General features: G+C 60.2%; 20 protein-coding genes and 1 pseudogene. 16 read left to right on the forward strand and 5 right to left on the reverse strand.

Translation table 11 applies throughout. The features are described 5' to 3' along the window. Positions 1–37: 37 nt before the first annotated feature. Positions 38–871, forward strand: coding sequence for a mechanosensitive ion channel family protein (locus BMZ23_RS04925; protein ID WP_093473513.1), 834 nt, complete (start codon positions 38–40; stop codon positions 869–871). Between the two features lie 5 nt (positions 872–876). Here the strand turns inward: BMZ23_RS04925 and BMZ23_RS04930 are convergent, their stop codons facing one another. Together BMZ23_RS04930 and BMZ23_RS04935 are read right to left on the reverse strand one after the other, a co-directional pair. Continuing rightward, complete coding sequence (locus tag BMZ23_RS04930; protein ID WP_093473515.1) at positions 877–2,244, reverse strand: AmpG family muropeptide MFS transporter; 1,368 nt, start codon at positions 2,242–2,244, stop codon at positions 877–879. 23 nt (positions 2,245–2,267) lie between these two features. After that, positions 2,268–2,555, reverse strand: coding sequence for an MGMT family protein (locus BMZ23_RS04935; protein WP_245748129.1), 288 nt, complete (start codon positions 2,553–2,555; stop codon positions 2,268–2,270). Positions 2,556–2,653: 98 nt separating this feature from the next. Here BMZ23_RS04935 and BMZ23_RS04940 point away from each other — a divergent pair, with 98 nt between their 5' ends. Continuing rightward, positions 2,654–3,658: a DUF481 domain-containing protein gene (locus BMZ23_RS04940; protein ID WP_177197220.1), complete on the forward strand. Its 1,005-nt coding sequence runs from the start codon at positions 2,654–2,656 to the stop codon at positions 3,656–3,658. Positions 3,659–3,820: 162 nt separating this feature from the next. On the opposite strand, the gene BMZ23_RS04945 is transcribed toward BMZ23_RS04940, so the two are convergent. After that, positions 3,821–4,579: an SDR family oxidoreductase gene (locus tag BMZ23_RS04945; protein ID WP_093473521.1), complete on the reverse strand. Its 759-nt coding sequence runs from the start codon at positions 4,577–4,579 to the stop codon at positions 3,821–3,823. Positions 4,580–4,759: 180 nt separating this feature from the next. Here BMZ23_RS04945 and BMZ23_RS04950 point away from each other — a divergent pair, with 180 nt between their 5' ends. The 10 genes and pseudogenes from BMZ23_RS04950 (at position 4,760) to BMZ23_RS04990 (ending at position 13,030) form a co-directional block, all read left to right on the forward strand. After that, entirely contained in the window at positions 4,760–5,206 is a 447-nt protein-coding gene (locus tag BMZ23_RS04950) for an FxsA family protein (RefSeq protein ID WP_093473523.1), read from the forward strand. A 197-nt stretch (positions 5,207–5,403) separates the two neighbouring features. Then, positions 5,404–5,697 (forward strand): co-chaperone GroES, encoded by a 294-nt coding sequence (locus BMZ23_RS04955; RefSeq protein WP_093473525.1) that lies wholly within the window; start codon positions 5,404–5,406, stop codon positions 5,695–5,697. Between the two features lie 51 nt (positions 5,698–5,748). Further along, the gene (groL, locus tag BMZ23_RS04960; RefSeq protein ID WP_093473527.1) at positions 5,749–7,392 is read left to right on the forward strand and encodes a chaperonin GroEL; all 1,644 of its coding nucleotides are present in this window, start codon (positions 5,749–5,751) and stop codon (positions 7,390–7,392) included. A 258-nt stretch (positions 7,393–7,650) separates the two neighbouring features. Beyond that, positions 7,651–8,646: a ubiquinone anaerobic biosynthesis protein UbiU gene (ubiU, locus tag BMZ23_RS04965; RefSeq protein WP_093473529.1), complete on the forward strand. Its 996-nt coding sequence runs from the start codon at positions 7,651–7,653 to the stop codon at positions 8,644–8,646. 12 nt (positions 8,647–8,658) lie between these two features. After that, complete coding sequence (locus BMZ23_RS04970) at positions 8,659–9,552, forward strand: U32 family peptidase (RefSeq protein ID WP_093473667.1); 894 nt, start codon at positions 8,659–8,661, stop codon at positions 9,550–9,552. Next, a pseudogene (gene ubiT, locus BMZ23_RS04975) lies at positions 9,546–10,001 on the forward strand (ubiquinone anaerobic biosynthesis accessory factor UbiT); the annotation flags it as partial. The gene BMZ23_RS04970 and the pseudogene ubiT, both read left to right, overlap by 7 nt. Positions 10,002–10,258: 257 nt before the next feature. After that, positions 10,259–11,083 carry a type IV pili methyl-accepting chemotaxis transducer N-terminal domain-containing protein gene (locus BMZ23_RS04980; protein ID WP_245748119.1) on the forward strand — a complete coding sequence of 275 codons (825 nt, stop codon included), beginning with the start codon at positions 10,259–10,261 and terminating at the stop codon, positions 11,081–11,083. Positions 11,084–11,109: 26 nt separating this feature from the next. After that, complete coding sequence (locus BMZ23_RS15140) at positions 11,110–11,259, forward strand: hypothetical protein (RefSeq protein ID WP_245748120.1); 150 nt, start codon at positions 11,110–11,112, stop codon at positions 11,257–11,259. 99 nt (positions 11,260–11,358) lie between these two features. Then, complete coding sequence (locus BMZ23_RS04985; protein ID WP_093473531.1) at positions 11,359–11,742, forward strand: putative zinc-binding protein; 384 nt, start codon at positions 11,359–11,361, stop codon at positions 11,740–11,742. A gap of 58 nt (positions 11,743–11,800) precedes the next feature. Next, positions 11,801–13,030 (forward strand): alginate export family protein, encoded by a 1,230-nt coding sequence (locus tag BMZ23_RS04990; RefSeq protein ID WP_093473669.1) that lies wholly within the window; start codon positions 11,801–11,803, stop codon positions 13,028–13,030. Positions 13,031–13,111: 81 nt separating this feature from the next. Here BMZ23_RS04990 and narL read toward each other — a convergent pair whose 3' ends face one another. Together narL and BMZ23_RS05000 are read right to left on the reverse strand one after the other, a co-directional pair. After that, complete coding sequence (gene narL / locus BMZ23_RS04995) at positions 13,112–13,717, reverse strand: two-component system response regulator NarL (protein ID WP_425431659.1); 606 nt, start codon at positions 13,715–13,717, stop codon at positions 13,112–13,114. Between the two features lie 44 nt (positions 13,718–13,761). Beyond that, positions 13,762–15,615 (reverse strand): histidine kinase, encoded by a 1,854-nt coding sequence (locus BMZ23_RS05000; protein ID WP_245748121.1) that lies wholly within the window; start codon positions 15,613–15,615, stop codon positions 13,762–13,764. Positions 15,616–16,003: 388 nt separating this feature from the next. Here BMZ23_RS05000 and BMZ23_RS05005 point away from each other — a divergent pair, with 388 nt between their 5' ends. From BMZ23_RS05005 to BMZ23_RS05020, 4 genes are all read left to right on the forward strand, one after another. Further along, a complete protein-coding gene (locus tag BMZ23_RS05005) occupies positions 16,004–17,605 on the forward strand; it encodes an MFS transporter (RefSeq protein ID WP_093473535.1) in 1,602 nt (533 codons plus the stop codon). Positions 17,606–17,623: 18 nt separating this feature from the next. After that, positions 17,624–18,082, forward strand: a complete 459-nt coding sequence (locus tag BMZ23_RS05010) for a universal stress protein (protein WP_093473537.1) — start codon at positions 17,624–17,626, stop codon at positions 18,080–18,082. Between the two features lie 24 nt (positions 18,083–18,106). After that, positions 18,107–19,594, forward strand: coding sequence for an MFS transporter (locus tag BMZ23_RS05015; RefSeq protein ID WP_093473539.1), 1,488 nt, complete (start codon positions 18,107–18,109; stop codon positions 19,592–19,594). Positions 19,595–19,692: 98 nt separating this feature from the next. Then, positions 19,693–23,454, forward strand: coding sequence for a nitrate reductase subunit alpha (locus tag BMZ23_RS05020; RefSeq protein ID WP_093473541.1), 3,762 nt, complete (start codon positions 19,693–19,695; stop codon positions 23,452–23,454). Positions 23,455–23,461 lie beyond the last annotated feature (7 nt).

Raw genomic sequence — 23,461 nt, forward strand, 5'->3', positions numbered from 1 at the left:
CTTTTCTTTTTCAGGGCGATAATCCGGAGGAAAGACGATGGACGATCTGATAACTCAGGTAGAGCAGTTGCAGGACGCCTGGCTGCCATTAATCCTGCAATACGGTAGCCAGTTGCTGCTGGCGTTGCTGACATTGCTGGTCGGTTGGTGGATCATCGGCCGTATCACTGGAAGGGCGCTGGCGCTTATGGAAAAGCGCAATATTGATCGCACCCTGCACGGCTTCGTCGGCAACCTGCTGGGCATGGGCCTGAAGGTGCTGCTGCTGATCAGTGTGGCCGGCATGGTCGGTGTGCAGACCACCTCGTTCATTGCCGTGCTGGGTGCCGCCGGTCTGGCGATTGGCCTGGCCTTGCAGGGCAGTCTGGCGAACTTTGCCGGCGGCGTGTTGATCCTGTTCCTGCGTCCGTTCAAGGCTGGGGAGTACATCGAGGCCCAGGGTGTGGCTGGTACCGTGGATACCATCTCGATTTTCCACACGGTACTGAAAACCCCGGACAACAAGACCGTGATAGTGCCCAACGGCAGCCTGTCGAATGGCAATATCGTTAACTATTCACGCCAGCCGACCCGCCGCGTCGATATCAATCTTGGGATTGACTATGGCGACGACGTCAAGCAGGCACGCTCGCTGTTGCTGGCGCTTGCCCAGGCTGACTCGCGTGTGCTCAAGGACCCGGAGCCGGTAGTCTGGCTGGCTTCGCTGGGCGACAACTCGGTGAACCTGTCGTTGCGCATGTGGGCCCGGACCGAGGACTTCTGGGGTGTGTTCTGGGATATTCAGGAGCAGGCCAAGGAAAGCTTCGATGCCAACGGCATTACCATTCCCTTCCCGCAGCGGACCGTGCATCTGGTACAACACCAGGACTGACAGGTTCAGCCTTGAATCCCGGGCCGCTGTGTGTGGTCCGGGTGGGCCACCTTCAGCAGCAGGAAGGCCAGAAGGATTGCCGGCAGTCCGGTGGCGGCAGTGACCACGAAGAACATCTCCCAGCCCACATGCTCGGCCAGTACGCCGGTAAAGCCGGCGGCAAACTGGCCGGGCAGGGTCATCAGCGAGCTGAACAGGGCGTATTGAGTGGCGGTGTAGGCGCTGTTGGTCAGGCTCGACAGATAGGCAATAAACACCGAGATCGCCAGCCCGCCGGTGATGTTGTCGGCGATGATGGCGATTACCAGTCCGTATTGTTCAGCGCCGATACCGGCCAGCCAGGCAAAGGTCAGGTTGGTCGCCGGGGCCATAAAAGCAGTAAACAGCAGGATAGGCGCAATGCCGAAGCGCGCTACCAGCACGCCACCAATGGCGGCACCGGCCAAGGTCATGGCCAGGCCGAAGGCGGCGGCAATATTGGCGATTTGTGCCTTGGTGAAGCCCAGGTCCAGGTAGAACGGATTGGCCATCACCCCCATAAAGATGTCACTGACCCGGAAGCAGCCGATAAACAGCAGGATGATGATGGCGGCCTTGCCGTAACGCTGCAGGAACTCGGCAAACGGGCAGACCACCGCACCAATAAACCAGGCGGTCAGGGAACGGCGCCAGCCGGCATGTGCCGTGCTGGCCAGATAATCGGTAACCCGTTGCTCCAGCCGCGCAGTGGTCTGGCTGACATGCACCTCGGGCTCGCTAATCAGCAGGGTGGTTAGTACGCCGACACCCATCAGCAGCGCCATTACCCCGTAGGCCAGACCCCAGTCCTGGATGTGTGCCAGATGCAGGGCGCCGGCACCGGCAGCCAGCACCGCAACCCGGTAGCCGGCAACGTAGGTAGCAGCCATCGCGGCCTGACGATGACGCGCCTCGGCTTCGACCCGGTAGGCGTCGATGGCGATGTCCTGGGTTGCCGAACCGAAGGCCGCCAGCACCGCGAATACCGCTACCAGAGTCAGGTTGTCACGTGGGTCGGTGAGTGCCATGCCGAGCAGGGCCGTGCCTATGCACAGCTGGGCCAGCAGCATCCAGCTGCGCCGGCGACCCAGCCAGCGGCTCAATAGTGGCAGTGGCGCGCGGTCGACCAGTGGTGCCCAGAGCACCTTGATCGAATGCGCCATGCCGACCCAGCTGAGAAAGCCGATAGCCGCCAGTTCGATACCCAGGCTGCGCAGCCAGGCACTGAAGGTGCCGCCCACCAGCAGTAGCGGCAGGCCGGCGGAGAAGCCAAGGAACAGCATGCCGATCACCCGCGGACGCAGGTAAACGCGCAGGCCTTCGGGGCGGGCATGGGGAGTGGCGCTATCGTGCATCAGGAGCTTCCGTGGCAATTCAATCAGTGGGTGTCGGGCCAGCCATGGCGACGCAGGTCGATACGGCCATTGCGCAGCACTATGCCTTCGTCCTGCAAACGCTGCAGTTGTTCCGCATGGGATGGGTGATCGGCGGGCAGACTGATGCGACCCTGGGCATTCACCACGCGGTGCCAGGGCAGGCGGCTGCCCGCCGGCAACTGGCCAAGCCAGCGCGCCACCAGTCGGGCACCACGCCCGAGTCCGGCCAACTCGGCCAGACGCCCGTAACTGCACACGCGTCCGGGTGGTATCTGTGACAGCACCAGCATAAAACGCTGCTGTGGCTGGTCAGCCGCCTCAACGGTTGGCACTGACAAGGGGCTTTGCGGCATGGATAATGGCCGGCGCTAGCCGTTTGGGGGTAAACATGCTGTTGCGTTCCTGGTTTTTCATATTGATCTGTCTGTTCAGCGGCCACAGTCTCGCCGATACCGTGTGGCTGGACAATGGGGATCGTCTGAGCGGCCGTATCGAGTTGATCGAGGGCGGTCGTCTGGTGATGGCCACCGAGCTGGCTGGTACCGTGACTGTCAGTGTCAGTCGTATCCGGACCCTGGAGAGTGATCGCGGCTTGCTGATAAAAACACATGATCACGCTGAACGGGCGCTCTCGCTACGTGCCAGCGAGACCCCTGGCGAGGTGTTGCTGGTGAACGGCGCCGTGCAATCGCTGGCCCTGCGCGATATTCGTCAGTTGCTTGAGCCGCGTCCGCTGATCGAGGACTGGCAGTGGAGCGGCAAGGCAGCAGCGGCGCTGGATGTAAAGCAGGCGGATAGCGATACCCGTGATCTGGATATTTCTGTCGATACCAAGGCGCGGCATGGCGACTGGCGGCATGAGTTGGGCTACGAGTTCGAGCGGGATTTTCGTAACGAGCAGAAAAGCCGGCATGTCTGGGAAGCAGAGTACGATCTGAGCTGGTTTTTTGCGGACAAGTGGTTCTGGCAGACCAGTCTGGGCTACCGGCGTGATTTTCTGGAAGAGGTGGCACGCCGTCGACAGCTGGGTGTGGGGCCGGGTTATGAGTGGTGGAACAACAGTCTGGGCCACTTTGAAACGGCGGCACGGCTTGGACATTTGCGGCTGGATCGGCGAGACGGCTCCGCCTGGCATGCCAGCGCGCTGGCGCTGGAATGGGATTATCGGCGCTTTCTGTTCGGCAAGCGCTTCGAGCTGTACCACACGGCGGAGACACTGATACCCGATGCCAGCGAGATTCGCTGGTCGGTGGATGCCGAGCTGGGCCTGCGCTATCTACTTAACAGCTGGGCATCCCTGAGCCTGATTGCCGACTGGGATTACCTGAATGCCACCGATGGTAGCGATATCAACTATCGCCGCTATCGGCTGGGCATGGGAATCAACTGGTAGTCGGGTCGCATAACTGCGTCGAAACGCGAGAAGCGCCGACCTGTTCTGGACCGTCGATGCCCTGGATGGGCATCGCCGAGCGTACAAGGATGTATTTACAGCGTGTCCAGAACAGGTCGGCGCTTCTCGCGTTGTCACAATTCCTGTTTGATCAGCGTTGCCTTAAAGCCGCAGGCCGCCATCGAGTTCCAGAATGCGACCGGTGTAGTAGTCGTTCTCGAACAGGTAGGCGGCCGAGTGGGCGATTTCGGCGGGCTTGCCCATGCGCTTGAGCGGTATGCCGGCGCACATCTTTTCCAGCGCTTCGGGCTTCATGCTGCCGGTCATCTCGGTCTCGATAAAGCCGGGGGCGATGCCGGCCACGCGGATGCCGTAGCGTGCCAGTTCCTTGGCCCAGACCACGGTCATCGCGGCAACCCCGGCCTTGGCGGCGGAGTAGTTTGACTGGCCCATGTTGCCGGCGCGGGAGATCGAGGAAATATTGATAATCAGGCCCTGGTTGCCCAGCTCGATCATCTTTGCACCGACTTCGCGGGTGCACAGGAATACGCCGGTCAGGTTGACGTCGATCACCGATTGCCACTGGGCCAGGCTCATTTTCTGGATCTCGCCGTCCTTGCTCTTCAGCAGCAGGCCGTCGCGCAGGATGCCAGCGTTGTTGATCAGGCCGTTGATGGCGCCGAAGTCGCTGGCGACCTGTGCAACCATATGGCTGACCTGCTCTTCGTCGGCTACGTTGCAAACATAGGCGCGGGCGTCGCTGCCGGCGGCCTGGCAGGCGGCAACCGCGTCGTCGAGGCGTTCCTGGCCAAGATCGACCAGTGCCAGGCGGGCGCCACGGCCAGCCAGGTATTCGGCCATGGCGCGGCCAAGGCCCTGTCCGCCGCCGGTGATGATGATCACGCTGTCTTTCAGTTGCATTGCTGGGCACTCCTCATAGCCACGGTTGAACAAATGCGTCGGGGCGCAAGCTTGCAACAGAGTGATGGTTGTTGAGAAGGCCCGTCACGCGTTATTGGTCACCTTTTGACTGGTTTTCGGGGTTGAAAAGTCGCGGGGCTTCCCCCATCTAGGGATTTTGCCAATACCGTTGAGGTGCCCATGGCCTTTGTGCGTTTTTTGCTGCTGCTGTTGCCGCTGATCGAGCTGGCCACGCTGATTCTGCTGGGGCAGCGGGTCGGGGTGGCCTGGACTCTGTTGTGGGTGCTGGCCAGCGGTCTGCTCGGGGTGCTGATCATCCAGCGCCAGGGCTGGAGCATGTTGCAGCAGGTGCAGCAGCGCATGGCCCAGGAGCGTTCGCCGTTCGGCATTTTGCAGGCCGGGTTGTGGGGCGTGCTGGCCGGGTTGCTGTTGCTGTTTCCCGGGCTGATCACCGATGCGCTGGCGTTGCCCTGTCTGCTGCTGGCCTGGCGCAATCGCAACCGGCCAGGCCCGGGTGAGCCGGGCGGGCCGCAGGTCTGGCAGCGCGGCGAGCACACCATTATCGAGGGTGAATGGCGCAGCGCCGAGCCGCGTGATTCGTCAGGCCCGCGCATCGATCGCGACTGAAATTTTTTTCATCCGGCCCTTGAAATGCATCCGGCCAGCCCCATCTAGGCCTCACTTGTTCATCAGCGGGCTCGCCACGGCGGGCTGCACAGGACAGTGACGCGGCCTGCGGGCCGGTCCTCGGGTCGCAAGACCCCTTTATCAACGAAATGCCGGCGTTGCCGGCCAATGACATTCACAGTGGGAGACTCATAACGATGAAAATCCGTCCGTTACACGATCGCGTAGTCGTTCGTCGCAGCGAAGAAGAGACCAAGACCGCTGGCGGTATCGTTCTGCCGGGCTCTGCCGCAGAAAAGCCCAACACCGGCGTGGTGATTGCTGTGGGTACCGGGCGTCTGCTGGATAACGGTGAGGTGCGCGCACTGGCCGTTAAGGAAGGCGACAAGGTGGTATTTGGCCCGTATTCCGGCAGCAGCACCATCAAGATCGATGGCGAAGAGCTGCTGATGATGAGCGAGTCGGAAATCTACGGCATCCTCGAAGGCTGAGCCGTTTCCGCACCAGATCCCAACGAACGAATTCATTGAAGGAAAGCAAAGATGGCTGCCAAAGAAGTCAAATTCGGTATTTCCGGTCGCAACAAGATGCTCGACGGCGTCAACACCCTGGCCAATGCGGTCAAGGCTACCCTGGGTCCGAAGGGCCGTAACGTGTTGATCGAGCGCAGCTTCGGTGCGCCGATGATCACCAAGGACGGCGTGTCCGTAGCCAAGGAAATCGAGCTGAAGGACAAGTTCGAGAACATGGGCGCCCAGCTGGTCAAGGACGTTGCCTCGCGTGCCAACGACGACGCCGGTGACGGTACCACTACTGCTACCGTTCTGGCCCAGGCGATTGTTACCGAAGGCCTGAAGGCGGTTGCCGCCGGTATGAACCCGATGGACCTGAAGCGTGGCATCGACAAGGCCACTGCGGCCGTGGTTGCCGAGCTGAAGAACCTGTCCAAGCCCTGCGCCGATTCCAAGGCGATTGCCCAGGTTGGCACCATTTCCGCCAACTCCGACGACTCCATCGGCAAGATCATTGCCGAAGCCATGGACCGCGTGGGCAAGGAAGGCGTGATCACCGTTGAGGAAGGTTCCGGTCTGGACAACGAACTGTCGGTGGTTGAAGGCATGCAGTTCGACCGTGGCTACCTGTCTCCGTACTTCGTCAATAAGCCGGAAACCATGTCCGCCGAGCTGGACAACCCGTTCATCCTGCTGGTCGACAAGAAAATCTCCAACATCCGTGAGCTGCTGCCGGTTCTGGAAGCTGTCGCCAAGTCCGGCCGTCCGCTGATGATCGTTGCCGAGGACGTCGAAGGCGAAGCCCTGGCTACCCTGGTGGTCAACAACATGCGTGGCATCGTCAAGGTCGCTGCGGTCAAGGCCCCGGGCTTTGGTGACCGTCGCAAGGCCATGCTGCAGGACATCGCCATTCTCACCGGCGGTACCGTGATCAGCGAAGAAGTTGGTCTGAGTCTGGAAAGCGCCGGCCTTGAGCACCTGGGTCAGGCCAAGCGGGTACAGATTAACAAGGACAATTCCACCGTGATCGACGGTGCCGGCGCGCAAACCGACATCGAAGCCCGTGTGGCGCAGATCCGCAAGCAGGTCGAAGAGACCACGTCGGATTACGACAAGGAGAAGCTGCAGGAGCGTCTGGCCAAGCTGGCTGGCGGTGTTGCGGTAATCAAGGTCGGTGCGGCCACCGAAGTGGAAATGAAAGAGAAGAAGCACCGCGTTGAAGACGCTCTGCACGCGACCCGTGCGGCGGTGGAAGAGGGCGTGGTACCTGGCGGTGGTGTTGCCTTGGTACGTACCCTGGCGGCGCTGGAAGGCCTGAAGGGTGACAACGAAGACCAGAATGTTGGTATCAAGTTGCTGCGTCGTGCCATCGAGTCGCCGCTGCGCCAGATCGTCACCAATGCCGGTGAAGAAGCGGCCGTGGTGCTGGAGCGGGTCAAGGCCGGCGAAGGCAACTTCGGTTACAACGCGGCGACCGGTGAGTATGGCGACATGATCGAGATGGGTATCCTCGATCCGGCCAAGGTCACCCGTAGCGCGCTGCAGGCCGCCGCTTCCGTGGCCAGCCTGATGATCACCACCGAGGCGATGATCGCCGAGCTGCCGGAAGAGAAGCCGGCCATGCCGGACATGGGCGGCATGGGTGGTATGGGTGGCATGGGCGGCATGATGTAAGCAGCCCGTCACACCAGTGACCCGGAAAAACCCGGTACCGCAAGGTGCCGGGTTTTTTCTTGCCTGCGGCCCACCAATGCCCCGTTCGGCTACCCCCAAGGGGGAATGGGACTGCCGTCGTCAGCGGCGCATGCTGGGGGCCGGATAGTGGTTGTCGATGCGGCCGGCAGACCCGGGCATTGATGACGGTCAAGGAACTGCCGGGCGCCCTGCGGCAGACTACCCGGCTGTCCTGTACATCCCGAGTGAGGAGTCCCCATGCAACTGGTGTGTCCCGCAGGCAGCCTGCCTGCCCTCAAATCCGCCGTACGCCAGGGTGCGGATGCCATCTACACCGGCTTTCGTGACGACACCAATGCCCGTCATTTCGCCGGCCTGAATTTTACCGACCAGCAGCTTGAACAGGGGCTGCAACTGGTGCGTGAAAAGGGCCGCAAACTCTATATCGCGGTGAATACCTACGCCCTGCCGGATGGCTGGAAGCGCTGGCAGCGGGCGGTCGACCGTGCCGCCGATCTGGGTGTGGATGCGCTGATCTGTGCCGATCCCGGTGTGCTCGCCTATGCCAGCAAGCATCATCCAGACCTGCGCCTGCACCTGTCGGTACAGGGCTCGGCGACCAATGCCGGAGCGCTGGCGTTCTATCATGAGCGCTATGGCATTCAGCGCGCGGTACTGCCGCGTGTGCTGTCGATGAACCAGGTGCGCCAGGTAGCCGCTGGCAGTCCGGTGGAAATCGAAGTGTTTGCCTTCGGCAGCCTGTGCATCATGGCCGAGGGGCGTTGCCACCTGTCGTCCTATGTTACCGGCGAGTCGCCGAACCTCTGCGGTGTCTGCTCGCCGGCCAGTGCGGTGCGCTGGCAGGAGGAGCCGGGCCGGCTCACCTCACGTCTCAACGAAGTGCTGATTGACAGTTACGAAGATGGCGAGGCGGCCGGTTATCCGACCCTGTGCAAGGGCCGCTTTATGGTCAATGGCAAGCGCTTCCATGCGCTGGAAGAGCCGACCAGTCTGAATACCATGGACCTGATTCCGCAACTGGATGCGGTAGGTGTGGTAGCGGTGAAGATTGAAGGCCGTCAGCGCAGTCCGGCCTATGTCGAGCAGGTCACCGGGGCCTGGCGCAAGGCGCTGGACAGCTACAAGGCCAACCCGCAACGCTTTGCCGTTGATCCGGCCTGGAGTGATGTGCTGGCAAATGTCTCCGAGGGCAGCCAGACCACCCTGGGTGCCTACCACCGTGCCTGGCAGTGAGGGCCTGATATGTTGAAACTGACTATGGGTCCCATCCTGTTCTATTGGGACCGGCAGAAAATCATGGATTTCTACGCCGACATGGCGGAGCAGCCACTGGACGTCATCTACCTGGGTGAAACCGTGTGCTCCAAGCGCCGGGCGCTGTCGCTGGACGACTGGCTGGGGCTGGCCCGCGAACTGCGGCAGATGAACCCTGAGCGAGAGGTGGTGGTGTCCGGACTGGCGCTGATCGAGGCGGCGTCCGAGCTGTCGAGTCTGCGCCGACTGTGCGACAACGGCGAGATCACCGTTGAAGCCAACGACATGGGTGCGATTCAGCGCCTCAGTCAGAATGGTGTCAGCTTTGTTGGCGGTCCGGCACTGAATATCTACAACGCCTATGCCATGCAGGAGCTTTGCGAGGCTGGCATGCGCCGCTGGGTACCGCCGGTGGAATGCTCCGGTGAGTTGATCGGACACCTGATCGAGCAGGCCCGCGAAGCAGGTATCACACTGCCGGAAATCGAGCTGTTTGCCTGGGGCAAGTTGCCGCTGGCCTACTCGGCACGCTGCTTTACCGCACGGGCGGAAAACCGGCCAAAGGATGACTGCGGTTTCATCTGTCAGGATTACCCGGACGGGTTGCCCCTGCACAGTCAGGAAAACCAGCCGCTGTTCACCATCAATGGCATCCAGACCATGTCAGCGGATGCCTGCAACCTGCTGGCCGAGTACCCGCGCATCGAGGCGCTGGGTATCGACCTGCTGCGCCTGAGCCCGCGGGCCGAGGACATGCAGTCGGTAGTTCAGGCCTTTGATCAGGTACGCCGTGGTCAACCGGCACCGCTGGCGGTGGATGGCTGTAACGGTTACTGGCATGGCAAACCCGGAATGCTGCGTGTTGAGGAGGCTGGTCTATGCTGAAGCTTGCCAAACTGGCGTTACGTGCCGGTGATCCCTTGCTGCCACTGGGGCAGCACGTACCCTTCCTGTTGCAGCGTGTGGTGCTGGAGCGGGTGATGGCGCATCTGTTTGCCCAGCCGTTGAAGGAGGGTGAGTTTGATGTATTGCAGGGCCGCTGGTTGCGTCTGGAGGTGTTGGATCTTGGTCTGGCCTGGTGCGTAACCCGTGATCTGCGTGGCCTGCGCCTGGCAAAACAGGCACCGGTGGATGTCTGCATCAAGGGCAACTGGCGCGAGTTTCTGCTGCTGGCCAGCCGTCAGGAAGATCCGGATACGCTGTTCTTCCGGCGCCGGCTGGTGATCGAGGGCGACACTGATCTGGGGCTGGCGGTAAAGAACCTGATGGACAGTCTGGACCCGGATCAGCTACCGCCACGCCTGTGGCAGCTGCTGACCCTGCTTGGGGCAGGCCGCCCGCGAAGAGGTAACGGCACAGCGTGCCAAACAATCCAGCCAGGCCCTCAAGCCAAGGGCTGGCTAAAGCGTCGGCGGCAACAGCGATGGGGCCAGCCGACATTCGTTAGTTGGTTGAAGGAGTTGCACCATGATGGATGCTCTGGCCTCGTTGATACAAAAGCTGCTGCGTTTGCTTGGCTTGCGCAGCATCAACATGCAGTTCATTTTTTTCCTATAGCCTGATTTTTGTCTGTGCTGCGACTACGGTCGGTGTGCTGTTTTTGCTGGAGCGCGATGCCGGGCAGATTGATCGGGCTGGCGCCCAGCGCATGCTCAGCCAGAAAATGGCCAAGGAAAGTCTGCTGGTGCAGCAGGGGCTGATGCCGGTGACGACCCTGCAGGCGACCGTGCAGCGTTTTGATCAGGTACACCGGCAGTTGTTGCAGGGCGATGCCGCCACCGGGCAACCGGCGGTCAGCAAGCCGCAGGCATTGGCGCACCTGCAGGCGGTGGATCGGCTCTGGCAAAGCTACCGGCCGGCGGTACTGGCATTGGCCGGGGGTGAGCTGGGACGACTGGGCCAGGTCAGCAGCGAGTCCGAGGCCCTGCTCAGTGAAATGCATGCGGCAGTCACCCTGATGGCGGCGGAGAACAACCGCCTGGCGGCGATCCAGCGCTGGGTATCGCTGCTGGCAACCCTGAGTATACTGCTGCTGGTGGTTCTCAGTCGGGTGTGTGGCATGAGCTGGCTGATGAAACAGATCGATGAGCTGCGTCACCGGCTGGAGGATGTCAGTCGTGGGGACTTTTCCCGCTCCCTGCAGGCACGTTATCCCGACAATGAAATGGGCCAGATCACGCTGGCCTACAACCAGTTGCTGGAGCAGGTCGGCAGCATGATCCGTGCGGTGCGTCTGGCGGCCGATGAAGCCGGCCAACAAAGTGCCGAGATGGGCAAGGCGGCTGCCCGCAGTGCCAGTGACGTGCAGGGGCAGCAGGCGGAAATTGATCAGGTCGCCACGGCGATGAATGAAATGCTGGCGACCTCCCAATTGTCGATGCGGTACAGTCAATCCGTGGTATGGCGACACAAATAGCCACTGCGGCAGAGGAGCAGTCGCAGGTGGCCGAGGATATGAACCAGTCGCTCAGCCGGATTGCCCAAGTGTCGCACAAGGCCGTTGCCGCGACCCAGCAGGTGGAGCAAAGCAGTCAGGGCATCATTGGCAGTATGCAGACACTGCAGCAGCGTACTGCTGAGTTTGTGCTCTGAGGGTGCGACAAATTGCGACAGCCAAGTGTTACAGAATATTGACAGTCATCAAGGCCTGATCATCAGGCTGCAACGAGACTTGAACGCAAGGGGGTTGCCATGGTCCGCAAGGACTTGCCGTTGATCTACTCCTGCTCCGGTTGCTCCAACGTGGCGCAACTGGCCAACACGCTGGCAGTACGTCTGGACCGCGCCGGCAAGGCAGAGATGTCCTGTATTGCCGGAGTTGGTGGCAAGGTGCCAAAGCTGGTGAAGGACGCGAAATCCGGCCGCCGGATTATCGCCATCGATGGATGCATGTTGCATTGTGCCAAGGCCTGTCTGGAAGGCTGTGAGGTGCAGGCGGATGTGCATCTGACCTTGAGCGATTTCGGTGTACGCAAGCGTTACGGCGAGGATTGCAGCGAAGCCCAGATTGATGAACTGGAAGCCGAGCTGTTGCGGATTGTCGACACCCTCAACGAGAAGCAGTCAATAGACTGACGAGCCACCAGGCATGTATCGGTGGCTCACCCAAGCCAACCACACCGAGGTATGCCTGATGCGTAAACTGACCCTTGCCCTGATGGGCTGCAGTCTTGCCGTGCCGGCCCTGGCCGCCGAATCACCGTCGCAGCTGTTCGCCGATGGCAAAGCTTCCCTGGATATGCGCTATCGCTATGAGCATGTAGACCAGAATAATGCCCTGAACAATGCCAATGCCCAGACCCTGCGTACCCGGATCGGTTACCAGACCGGTAGCTTTGCCGGTTTCTCCGCGCTGATTGAGGCAGACAATGTCAGCCGTATTGGCGATATGAAGTACAACTCTACCCGCAACCGCCAGGGACAATACTCCGTGGTGGCTGACCCGGATGGTACTGAGATCAATCAGGCGTTGCTGCGTTATACCCATGAACTGGGTCAGGCTACTGTGGGCCGCCAGCGCATCAACCTGGACAACCAGCGTTTTGTCGGTGGTGTGGCCTGGCGGCAGAACGAACAGACCTACGACGGTGCGCTGCTGGCACTGAAGCCGCTGGACGGACTGACCCTGACCTATGGCTATATCGATCAGGTCAACAGTATTTTTGGTCCGGATGGCACCAACAACTTCCCTAATAACCCGGCGAATATCGAAGGCCACAGCCACCTGCTGAATGCCAGCTACCAGCTGCGCCCTGAGGCTACAGTGACCCTGTACCAGTACCGCCTGGGGCTGGATAATCTGCAGAATGGAGCACAATCCAGCAAGACCACCGGTGTGCGGGTGGCCGGCAAGGTGCAGGGCTGGGACTACGCTGCCGAGTATGCGCGTCAGCGTGACTGGGCGGACAATCCGCTGAACCTCAGCAGCAAGTACTATCTGGTTGAAGCCGGTACCAATTTTGCCGATCTGGCGGTCAAGGCCGGCTATGAGGTGCTGGGCGGTGATAACCGTACGGGCAACCGTGCCTTCCAGACCCCGCTGGCCACCAGGCATATGTTCCAGGGCTGGGCTGATGTGTTCCTTACCACACCGGCAGCAGGTATTACCGATGCCTGGATTGGCGGTAGCTACCCGGTGCTCGGTGGTCGCCTGCAGGCGTGGTATCACGATTTCCGTGCTGACAAGGGCAGCCAGCGTTATGGCAACGAAGTGAACCTTGGTTGGGGCAGGGCAGTGCCTGGCGTTAAAGGGCTTCAGGCGCTGGTCAAGTATGCCAGCTACGACAGCAAGCAGGGTAATGCTGTGGCCGGTCGCACAGTGGATACCGACAAACTCTGGCTGCAACTGCAGTACAGCCTGTAACCGGGCTGGGGAGTGCCTTGTGGCGCTCCCGTTTCATGGGAAAATCTCAGGTATTCGGGCGCTGGTGACAGCGCCCGTTTTTTATTGCAGATTGTTCTCGACAACCCAGACTGCCGCTTCGGTTCGCGAGCGCATCCCCAGCTTGTTGAGCAGGCGCTTGACGTGGACCTTGACGGTGCCTTCGGTGATATCCAGACGCCGGGCAATCATCTTGTTGCTGTAGCCCTTGGCGATCAGTTTGAGCACGTCCTTTTCGCGTTTGGTCAGAGCGACTGCCTGGTTTTGCTGGGCGGACTTGGGGCGCTCTCGAATGGCTTGCGCCAGCACCATGGTCAGCTCGGGGCTCAGTGCCAGTTTGCCATGGGCGGCCAGGCGGATATGTTCGACCAGCTGTTCGGCATCCATATCCTTGAGCAGGTAGCCATCGGCTCCGTTACGCAGGGCCTCGAGCACGTGCCCCTGATCATCCGAGACGGTGAACATGATAATGCGTGCATCCACACCGCGCTGACGCAGGCAGCGCACGGTTTCCAGACCGTCCATGCCGGGCATGTTCAGGTCCATCAGAATCAGGTCCGGTTCCAGGCTGTCGGCCAGCTCCAGCGCCTGTTCGCCACTGCCAGCCTCGCCGACCGGCTTCAGGTCGTCTTCCAGCTCCAGCAGGTCGCGCAGGCCGCGGCGCATCATCGGGTGATCATCCACCAGCAGTATGCGGGTGATCTCCGCGTCGGTCATGGGGTGGTCTCCTGTACCAGGGGAATGTGCCGGTATTGTGGCGGGAAGCGCAGCCAGACGCGAGTACCGCGTACATTGCGGTTGCTGATGGCCAGCGTGCCGTGCAGGCTGGCGGCGCGCTCGTGCAGTATGCTCAGACCATAGTGGCCGCCAGGACTGATGGCTTCGCCGATGCCGATGCCGTCATCCTCGATGCGGATATCGATGGTGCCATGGCTGTCCTGCTGCAGCTGGATATTGCAGCGGCTCGCCTGTGCATGCTTGATCACATTGCTGAGGGCCTCGCGGATAATCTGCAGGCAGTGGATTTCCTCGTTGGGGGTCAGCGGGCAGTGATCCAGCCGGTAGTCCAGTTCAATGGCTACGCCCGAGTGCTGGCTGAATTCCTGCACGGTGGCCAGCAGCGCCGGCTTGAGACCGGGGGCATTGACCTGGATGCGGAAGGTGGTGAGCAGCTCGCGCAACTGCCGGTAGGCGGCATTCAGCCCCTGCTCGATCTGCTCCAGGGTGGCGCCCAGCTCCTCGCTGCTGCAATCCTTAAGCATCTGTCGGCGCAGGCGTGCCAGTTGCAGTTTCTGTGCCGACAGCGCTTGCGCCAGCGAATCATGCAGTTCACGGGCAATCACTGCGCGCTCTTCCATCAGCGCCAGGCTGGCTTGCTGGCGCGACTGGTGGGAGAGGCTCAGCGAGGCGGCGAACAGGTCGGCGAGGGTTTCAAGAAGCTGTTTCTGCCAGCTGTCGAGTTCATGGCCGCGCCGCTGTTCTACCCGCAGGCTGCCCAGCTCGGTTGGTCCCGAGCGCAGGCTGAAACTGAGCAACTGGCGGCCGTCGGGAAGTTGACCATTATCCTGCAGGGCAGGACAGCTGTCGCATTTGGGCAGGTTGCAGTAATTGGGCGGCAACATGTCCTGGGAGGTCATGGCAGTATGGCTGCCGGCTTCGGAAGGCTGGTTAAGACACAGCGTAATAGGACCGCAGCCCAGCACACCTTGTACCTTGGCCAGCATGTGACCCATGATCTGGCTAGGGTCATCGGGTTGTCCGTATAGCATTCGCGCGCTATCGAAAAGCAATTGCAGGCTGGAATTGCTGTGCTGCAATTCCAGCGTCTTGGCATGCACCTTGTCTTCCATATCCGCGTACAGGCCGGCCAGCTCCTGACTCATCTGATTGATGGTGCGCGCCAGCAGGCTGAGCTCGGTATCACCGTCTACCCGGATATGTCGGTTGAATTGCCCGCGCCCAATGTCCCGGGCTATGGCTGTCAGGGTGCGCAGCGGCGTTGCCAGGTTGTTGTGCAGCCCGTAGATCAGCAGGAAGGCAATGATCACGATGATAAACAGGGTGCCGACCTGCAGGCCGCGTATCACCTCAAGCCGGCTCTCGGAGGCTTCCTGAAGTGATTTGACCAGTGCATCCAGCTCATCAACGAAGCTGCCTACTTCTTCGCGGTAGTCGTCAATACGTGGTGGGCGGACGCTGATCAGTGGGTGCATGACCTCTTTCCAGTGCTCGACTGCCAGCGTGTAGCGCGCCGGGAGTTCGGTGCGGCTATGGCGGCTCAGGGCGGACTGCAAGGCAGGGGCGACCAGGGTTTCTTCAAGTTTGGCGATATGTCGGTCAAGTTGTTGCATGTCGCCGCTACGGGCGGTCATTGCCAGTCGATAGGACTGCATGCGCAGACTGCCAGCCTGGTTCAGGGCTGCCGCGTCACCCTGTAGGGCATCGGCCATGTACAGGCTGCCAAGCATGCTAAGCAGGGACACGCTGATGATGACCACAAAAGCCAGCAGGGTATTGAAGACAACCGAGTGACGGGGTGTGAGATTGTCGTGGAGTGTTTGCGCCATGTCTGACTGGCTCGCTGCAAATGGAAAAGCTGCACCTTTACGGCGCCATTACTGACGATTATCCGATCGGGCAGGTCAGGTTTTGCCAGTGTGACGGCCCCGGTTGTTTTTGCCTAGTCGTCAGGGGAATACCCCAATGCATTGCTTCTGTCAGAAGCTTTCAGGGGTGTCTCTTTGTTCTGATTTAAGCTTATGTTTTAAAAGGAAAAATTTTATAAATATAAGTACTCAGTAAGTGGTATTGGACGGCTTTCTGTCACAAAGCTGAACTGGAAAAGTTGACTTGGATCAACCATCGTCGCGCCTCTGAGCTATAGCGTTACAGCCATGGAGCCTGCCATTGCTGTACGTGGCAGGCCGAACAGTCTCCAGTGAGGAATGAAACAGCATGAGCGACATCAAGAAATGGGATGTGGAAGACCCGTCGTTCTGGGAGTCCACCGGCAAGAAAATTGCCAACCGTAACCTGTGGATATCCATCCCCAGTCTGCTGATGGGCTTTGCCATCTGGCTGATGTGGGGGATCATCACTGTACAGATGATCAACCTTGGCTTTCCCTTTGCCCAGGCAGACCTGTTTACCCTGACTGCAATTGCCGGTCTGACCGGTGCGACCTTGCGGATTCCGGCCTCCTTCATGATCCGCATCGCCGGTGGCCGCAACACCATCTTCCTCACCACCGCCATGCTGATGATACCGGCTTTTGGTGCCGGTCTGGCGTTGCAGAGCACTGATACGCCGCTGTGGGTATTCCAGTTGCTGGCTTTCCTCTCCGGTATCGGTGGCGGTAACTTTGCCTGCTCGATGAGCAATATCAGCACCTTCTTTCCGAAAAACCAGCAGGGACTGGCGCTTGGTCTGAATGCCGGTCTTGGCAACTTCGGTGTGACCACCATGCAGATCCTGATTCCGCTGGTGATGACTGCCGGCGTATTCGGTGCCTTTGCCGGTGGCTCCATGGTGCTGGTTCAGGACAGCGGAACCCTGATCGGCCGAATCCTCGCCGGCACTGATACCTGGATCCAGAACGCCGGTTTTGTCTGGCTGCTGTTTCTGGTGCCGCTGGCCTTCGCCGGCTGGTTCGGCATGAACAACCTGCTGCCGATTACCCCAAATCCGGGTAATGCCATGGGTGCTTTTGGCAAGATCCTTGGTCTGTACGGTGTCGGTTTTATCGCGGCAGCTATCGGTTTGTATCTGTACCTGCCAGCGCCGACCGGCCTGGGTGTGATCAATATGTGGCTGGTGATGTTGCTGACCATCGGTCTGACCCTTGGCATGCTGCGTATGCTGCCGGGCAGCATCAAGCCGAACATCAAGCGTCAGTTCGCCATTTTCAGTGACAAGCACACCTGGTCGATGACCGTGCTGTACATCCTGACCTTTGGTTCCTTTATCGGTTTCTCGATGGCACTCCCGCTGTCGATTACGGTGATCTTCGGCTTCATGAATGAAGTGGCAGCGGATGGCACGGTAACCCGTGTAGCCAACCCGAATGCCCCGAGCGCCCTGACCTATGCCTGGATCGGACCCTTTATCGGTGCGCTGATCCGTCCGCTGGGCGGCTGGGTTTCCGACAAGGTTGGCGGCTCCATCGTGACCCAGGTGATTTCGGTGGTCATGGTGCTGGCTTCTATTGCTGCCGGTTATGTGATGCAGCAGGCCTATGTGGCGGAACAGCCCGAGCAGTTTTTCTTCAGCTTCCTGTTGATCTTCCTGGTGCTCTTCGCTGCCAGTGGTATCGGTAACGGTTCAACCTTCCGCTCGATTGGCGTGATCTACAACCGCGAACAGGCAGGCCCGGTGCTCGGTTGGACCTCGGCTGTGGGCGCCTACGGCTCCTTTGTTGCGCCTATCGTGATTGGTGAGCAGGTGCGTGCCGGCACCCCTGAAATAGCCATGTATGGTTTTGCGGTGTTCTATGCTCTTTGTCTGGTACTCAACTGGTGGTTCTACCTGCGTAGCAATGCCTACGTGAAGAACCCCTGACACAACGGGAGCACAGCCATGAAAATCATGATCGCCTACGACGGATCGCGCAACGCACGCAAGGCCCTGGGGGCCACGCTGGAGATGTTCAAGCCGCTGAAGCCGTTGATCATGCTGGTCGGTGTGGTTGAGGGCTCGCTGGACAGCAGCGACTCCAGTAACGATTTACATGAGGCACAGAAGAGCGAGTTCCGCCGGTTCTTGCGTGAGGCGGCGGACCAGGTCGCGGCCGAAGGGCTGGATGTGGATGTCATTCTCGCCGAGGGTGATGCACGCAAGATGCTTCTGAAAGCCTCGGAAAACAAGAAGCCGGATCTGCTGGTGATTGCCCGCCACAGTAACGAGCCCGACGGTGGTTTTATTTCACGCTCGCTCAACCTGCTGGTTGACGAGCTCGACTACATGACCTTCGGCAGTGTCAGTGCATTTCTGGCGCGCCGGGCTTCGTGCCCGGTGTTGATCCAGTCCTGCCCCTGACCCGGCTTTACGGAGTAGAGACAAGTGAAAGTATCGGACGTGTTCAAGTGGAGTAATCCGGAGATCAGGGCGCTGCACCTGACCTGGTTGGCATTCTACATTTGCTTCTTTGTCTGGTTTGGCATGGCTCCATTGGCCTCCAGCATGCTGAAGAGCGTCGACTGGTTGACTCCGGATGACCTCAAGCTGTTCGCCATCTGCAACGTGGCATTGACCATTCCGGCACGCATCATTGTCGGTATGGCGCTGGATCGCTGGGGTCCGCGCCGGGTGTTCTCGGTGCTGATGGTGGTCATGGCCTTGCCGGCCTTCTTCTTTGCCTTTGGTGACAGCCGCACGCAGTTGCTGGTGTCGCGTCTGGTACTCAGCTCGATCGGTGCCAGCTTCGTGGTCGGCATCCATATGACCGCCATGTGGTTCAAGCCCAAGGATATCGGCTTTGCCGAGGGCTTCTATGCCGGCTGGGGCAACTTCGGTTCAGCCGCCGCTGCCATGAGCTTGCCGGCTATTGCTATCCATATCTTCGGTGGCCCCGAGGGCTGGCGTTGGGCAGTTGCCAGTTCGGCGATCATCATGGCCGTCTATGGCGTTTATTACTGGTTTGCCCTGACCGATGGCCCGCCCGGCACCGTACATCACAAGCCGAAGAAGGCCAGCGCCATGGAGGTCAGCAGCTGGGCTGACATGATCAAACTGATCCTCTGGACCATCCCGATGGTCGGGGTGCTGGCGGTGCTGGTCTGGCGTATTGAGGGCATGGGTTATCTCAGTGCTACCGGAGCCCTGATCTGCTACCTAGCCATTGCACTGGTAGTGACCTATCAGGTGGTACAGATCCTGCGGGTGAATATTCCGATCCTGAAAAAGGGTGTGCCCGAGGATGACAAGTATCCTTTCAATACCGTGGCGGCGCTGAATTCAACCTACTTCGCCAACTTCGGTGCGGAACTGGCGGTAGTTTCCATGCTGCCGATGTTCTTCGAGTTGACCTGGGGTCTGACGCCGACCACTGCTGGTCTGATTGCCGCGTCCTTTGCTTTCGTCAATCTGGTGGCGCGCCCGATGGGTGGATTGGTGTCCGATCGTATGGGTAACCGCCGCTTTGTCATGCTGGCTTATATGTTCGGCATCGGTGTGGGCTTCCTGATGATGAGCCTGATGAACGAGAAGTGGCCGCTGTTGATTGCTGTGGCTGTCACCGTCGCCTGCTCGGTGTTTGTGCAGGGTGCAGAAGGCGCCACCTTCGGCATCATTCCGTCAATCAAGCGGCGCATTACCGGGCAGATCTCCGGTATGGCCGGGGCCTATGGCAACGTCGGCGCGGTCTGCTACCTGACCCTGTACACCTTTGTCACACCCTCACAGTTTTTCATGATCATTGCTGCCGGGGCCTTTATCAGCTTCGCCCTGTGCTTTGTCTGGCTGAAGGAACCCGAAGGTGCGTTCTCCGAAGAATATTACGTGTCCTCGGTGGATCGGGAACTGGAGGCACAAAGACAGCAAGCGACCTGAAATTATTTTTGCCTGCCGGCCCACCGTGGGGCCGGCGGCCAACGACTTGACAGCCACCCGGTCAGACCCTGCGTCAAACCGGAATGAGGAGAGAAACCATGAGCCACCTGCTCGATCAACTGCGCTTCTTCAAGAAGAAGCAGGGTGAATTCGCCGATGGTCACGGCGAGACCCGCCAGGAGTCCCGTGACTGGGAGAACGTTTACCGTGCCCGCTGGCAGTACGACAAGATCGTGCGTTCCACCCACGGGGTGAACTGCACCGGATCCTGTTCCTGGAAGATCTACGTGAAAAACGGCCTGATCACCTGGGAAACCCAGCAGACCGACTATCCGCGTACCCGCCCGGACCTGCCCAACCACGAGCCGCGTGGTTGCCCGCGCGGTGCCAGCTACAGCTGGTACATCTACAGCGCCAACCGTCTGAAGTACCCCAAGGTACGCAAGCCGCTGCTCAAGCTGTGGCGTGAGGCGCGGGCCAGCATGAGCCCGGTCGATGCCTGGGCCAGCATCGTCGAGGACAAGGCCAAGGCCGATTCCTACAAGAGCAAGCGCGGTCTGGGTGGTTTCATTCGCTCCAGCTGGGATGAAGTGACCGAGATCATCGCCGCAGCCAACGTCTATACCGTGAAGCAGTACGGTCCGGACCGGGTCATCGGCTTCTCACCGATCCCGGCCATGTCGATGGTCAGCTATGCTGCCGGCAGCCGTTACCTGTCGCTGATCGGTGGTGTCTGCCTGTCGTTCTACGACTGGTACTGTGACCTGCCGCCCGCCTCTCCGCAGGTATGGGGTGAGCAGACCGACGTGCCGGAATCGGCCGACTGGTACAACTCCAACTACATCATTGCCTGGGGTTCCAACGTTCCGCAGACCCGTACCCCGGATGCGCACTTTTTCACCGAAGTCCGTTACAAGGGTGCCAAGACCGTCTCGGTTACCCCGGACTATGCGGAAGTCTCCAAGCTCACCGATCTCTGGCTGAACCCCAAGCAGGGCACCGATGCGGCGCTGGCTCAGGCGTTCAACCACGTGATCTTCAAGGAATTCCACCTGGAGAAGCCGAGCGCCTACTTCACCGACTACGTGCGTCGTTATACCGACCTGCCGATGCTGGTGATGTTGGAAGACTTCGATGGCGGCTTCAAGCCGACCCGCTTCCTGCGCGCTTCCGACCTCAGCGACAAGCTGGGTCAGGATAACAATCCCGAGTGGAAGACCGTTGCCGTCGACAGCAAGAGTGGCGAGCTGGTGTCGCCGCTGGGTTCGATTGGCTATCGCTGGGGCGAATCCGGCAAGTGGAATATCGAGGCCCGCGAAGGCCGCGAAGGCCGCGATGTCGAGTTGCAACTGTCGCAGATTGAAGCCGGTGAGGCCGTTGAAGTTGCCTACCCGTACTTCGGTGGTCAACTGCACGAGCACTTCCAGCACGTCGAAGGCGAGGAAATCCAGTTCCGTCGCGTACCGGCGCGCAGCCTGACCCTGGCCGATGGCAGTCAGGTCAAAGTCGCCACCGTGTTCGACATCCAGGCTGCCGGTCTGGGTATCGATCGTGGTCTGGGCGGCAAGAACGTTGCCAGCACCTACGACGACGCCAGCGTTCCGGGTACGCCGGCCTGGCAGGAAGCGATTACCGGTGTATCCCGCGAGAAAGTCATCCAGGTGGCCCGCGAGTTCGCCGACAACGCCGACAAGACCCGTGGCAAGTCGATGATCATCGTTGGTGCGGCGATGAACCACTGGTACCACATGGACATGAACTACCGTGGTCTGATCAACATGCTGATGCTGTGTGGCTGCGTGGGTCAGAGCGGTGGTGGCTGGGCACACTATGTCGGTCAGGAGAAACTGCGTCCGCAGTGCGGCTGGCTGCCGCTGGCCTTTGGTCTGGACTGGAGCCGTCCGCCGCGCCAGATGAACGGCACCAGCTTCTTCTACAACCACAGTTCGCAGTGGCGTCACGAGAAGATGAGCATCCACGAGGTGCTGTCGCCGCTGGCTGACAAGTCGCAGATGCCCGAGCACATGCTCGACTACAACATCCGTGCCGAGCGTGCCGGTTGGTTGCCGAGCGCCCCTCAGCTGGCGCGTAACCCGCTGCAGATCTGCCGCGAAGCGGCTGCCAAGGGCATGGATCCGAAGGATTATGTACTGCAGTCGATGCAGGACGGTAGCCTGAAGTATGCCTGCGAACAGCCGGACAACCCGGCCAACTTCCCGCGCAACATGTTCATCTGGCGTTCCAACCTGCTGGGCTCCTCCGGCAAGGGCCATGAATACATGCTCAAGTACCTGCTGGGTGCCGAGAAGCATGGCGTGATGAACGAGGATGTGGGCAAGCGCGACGGTCTCAAGCCGCAGGAAGCCGAGTGGGTGGATGACGGTGCTACCGGCAAGGTAGACCTGGTGACTACCCTGGACTTCCGCATGTCCTCGACCTGCGTGTACTCGGATATCGTGCTGCCGACCGCGACCTGGTACGAGAAGGACGACATGAACACCTCGGACATGCACCCCTTCATTCACCCGCTGTCGCAAGCCATTGATCCGGCCTGGGAAGCCAAGTCGGATTGGGAGATCTACAAGCTGATCGCCAAGAAGTTCTCGGAAGTCTCCGAGGGCGTGCTCGGCGTGGAGCAGGATCTGGTCACCGTGCCGACCCAGCACGACACCCCCGGCGAACTGGCGCAGCCCTTTGGTGGCAGCGACTGGAAAACCGCTGGTGAAGCGCCTGTTCCGGGCAAGAACTTCCCGAACATGGCGGTGGTCGAGCGCGATTACCCGAATACCTACAAGAAGTTCACCTCGCTGGGTCCGCTGCTGGAAAAACTCGGCAACGGCGGCAAGGGCATTACCTGGAACACCGACCATGAAGTCGAGTTCCTCGGCAAGCTGAACTATCTGGAGCAGGATGAGGGTGTCAGCCAGGGCCGTCCGCGGATCAACTCGGCGATCGATGCGGCAGAAGTGATTCTCAGTCTGGCACCGGAGACCAATGGTCACGTGGCAGTCAAGGCCTGGGGCGCACTGTCGAAGATGACCGGTCTTGATCACACACACCTGGCTACCAGCAAGGAGCACGAGGCAATCCGCTTCCGTGACATCCAGGCGCAGCCGCGCAAGATCATCTCCAGCCCGACCTGGTCAGGCCTGGAAGACGAGAATGTCAGCTACAACGCCGGCTACACCAACGTTCACGAGTACATTCCGTGGCGCACCATCACCGGTCGTCAGCAGTTCTATCAGGATCACCCGTGGATGCAGGCCTTCGGTGAGCAGCTGATGAGCTACCGTCCGCCGATCGACACCCGCTCCATCGGTTACGTCAAAGGCAAGAAGCCCAACGGCAATACCGAGATCGTGTTGAACTGGATCACTCCGCACCAGAAGTGGGGTATTCACAGCACCTACTCGGACAACCTGATCATGCTCACCCTGAGTCGTGGTGGTCCGATCATCTGGTTGTCGGAAATCGATGCCAAGAAGGCCGGCATTGAAGATAACGACTGGGTTGAGTGCTTCAACGCCAACGGTGCCCTGACCGCCCGCGCGGTAGTCAGTCAGCGGGTCAAGGAAGGCATGGTCATGATGTACCACGCCCAGGAACGTATCGTGAACGTGCCTGGCAGCGAGACCACCGGTACCCGTGGTGGTCACCACAACTCGGTTACCCGGGTAGTGCTCAAGCCGACTCACATGATCGGTAGCTATGCGCAGCAGTCCTATGGCTTCAACTACTACGGCACCGTCGGCTGCAACCGCGACGAGTTCGTGGTGGTGCGCAAAATGAGCAAGGTTGACTGGCTCGACGGCCCCAACGGGGACGCTCTGCCGCAGCCTTTGCCCCAGGATATCGATTGAGGAGACA

It is taken from the genome of Halopseudomonas yangmingensis (genome assembly GCF_900114825.1).
Lineage (GTDB): Bacteria > Pseudomonadota > Gammaproteobacteria > Pseudomonadales > Pseudomonadaceae > Halopseudomonas > Halopseudomonas yangmingensis.

Excerpts from the sequence above, each read along its gene's own strand:
- BMZ23_RS04925 (WP_093473513.1), top strand. The coding sequence starts at position 38 with ATGGACGATCTGATAACTCAGGTAGAGCAGTTGCAGGACGCCTGGCTG.
- groL (WP_093473527.1), top strand. The coding sequence starts at position 5,749 with ATGGCTGCCAAAGAAGTCAAATTCGGTATTTCCGGTCGCAACAAGATG.
- BMZ23_RS04955 (WP_093473525.1), top strand. The coding sequence starts at position 5,404 with ATGAAAATCCGTCCGTTACACGATCGCGTAGTCGTTCGTCGCAGCGAA.
- BMZ23_RS05020 (WP_093473541.1), top strand. The coding sequence starts at position 19,693 with ATGAGCCACCTGCTCGATCAACTGCGCTTCTTCAAGAAGAAGCAGGGT.
- ubiU (WP_093473529.1), top strand. The coding sequence starts at position 7,651 with ATGCAACTGGTGTGTCCCGCAGGCAGCCTGCCTGCCCTCAAATCCGCC.
- BMZ23_RS04945 (WP_093473521.1), bottom strand. The coding sequence starts at position 4,579 with ATGCAACTGAAAGACAGCGTGATCATCATCACCGGCGGCGGACAGGGC.
- BMZ23_RS05000 (WP_245748121.1), bottom strand. The coding sequence starts at position 15,615 with ATGGCGCAAACACTCCACGACAATCTCACACCCCGTCACTCGGTTGTC.
- BMZ23_RS04940 (WP_177197220.1), top strand. The coding sequence starts at position 2,654 with ATGCTGTTGCGTTCCTGGTTTTTCATATTGATCTGTCTGTTCAGCGGC.
- BMZ23_RS04930 (WP_093473515.1), bottom strand. The coding sequence starts at position 2,244 with ATGCACGATAGCGCCACTCCCCATGCCCGCCCCGAAGGCCTGCGCGTT.
- BMZ23_RS04950 (WP_093473523.1), top strand. The coding sequence starts at position 4,760 with ATGGCCTTTGTGCGTTTTTTGCTGCTGCTGTTGCCGCTGATCGAGCTG.
- BMZ23_RS04935 (WP_245748129.1), bottom strand. The coding sequence starts at position 2,555 with ATGCTGGTGCTGTCACAGATACCACCCGGACGCGTGTGCAGTTACGGG.
- BMZ23_RS04990 (WP_093473669.1), top strand. The coding sequence starts at position 11,801 with ATGCGTAAACTGACCCTTGCCCTGATGGGCTGCAGTCTTGCCGTGCCG.
- BMZ23_RS05010 (WP_093473537.1), top strand. The coding sequence starts at position 17,624 with ATGAAAATCATGATCGCCTACGACGGATCGCGCAACGCACGCAAGGCC.
- BMZ23_RS04985 (WP_093473531.1), top strand. The coding sequence starts at position 11,359 with ATGGTCCGCAAGGACTTGCCGTTGATCTACTCCTGCTCCGGTTGCTCC.
- BMZ23_RS05005 (WP_093473535.1), top strand. The coding sequence starts at position 16,004 with ATGAGCGACATCAAGAAATGGGATGTGGAAGACCCGTCGTTCTGGGAG.
- narL (WP_425431659.1), bottom strand. The coding sequence starts at position 13,717 with ATGATGCGCCGCGGCCTGCGCGACCTGCTGGAGCTGGAAGACGACCTG.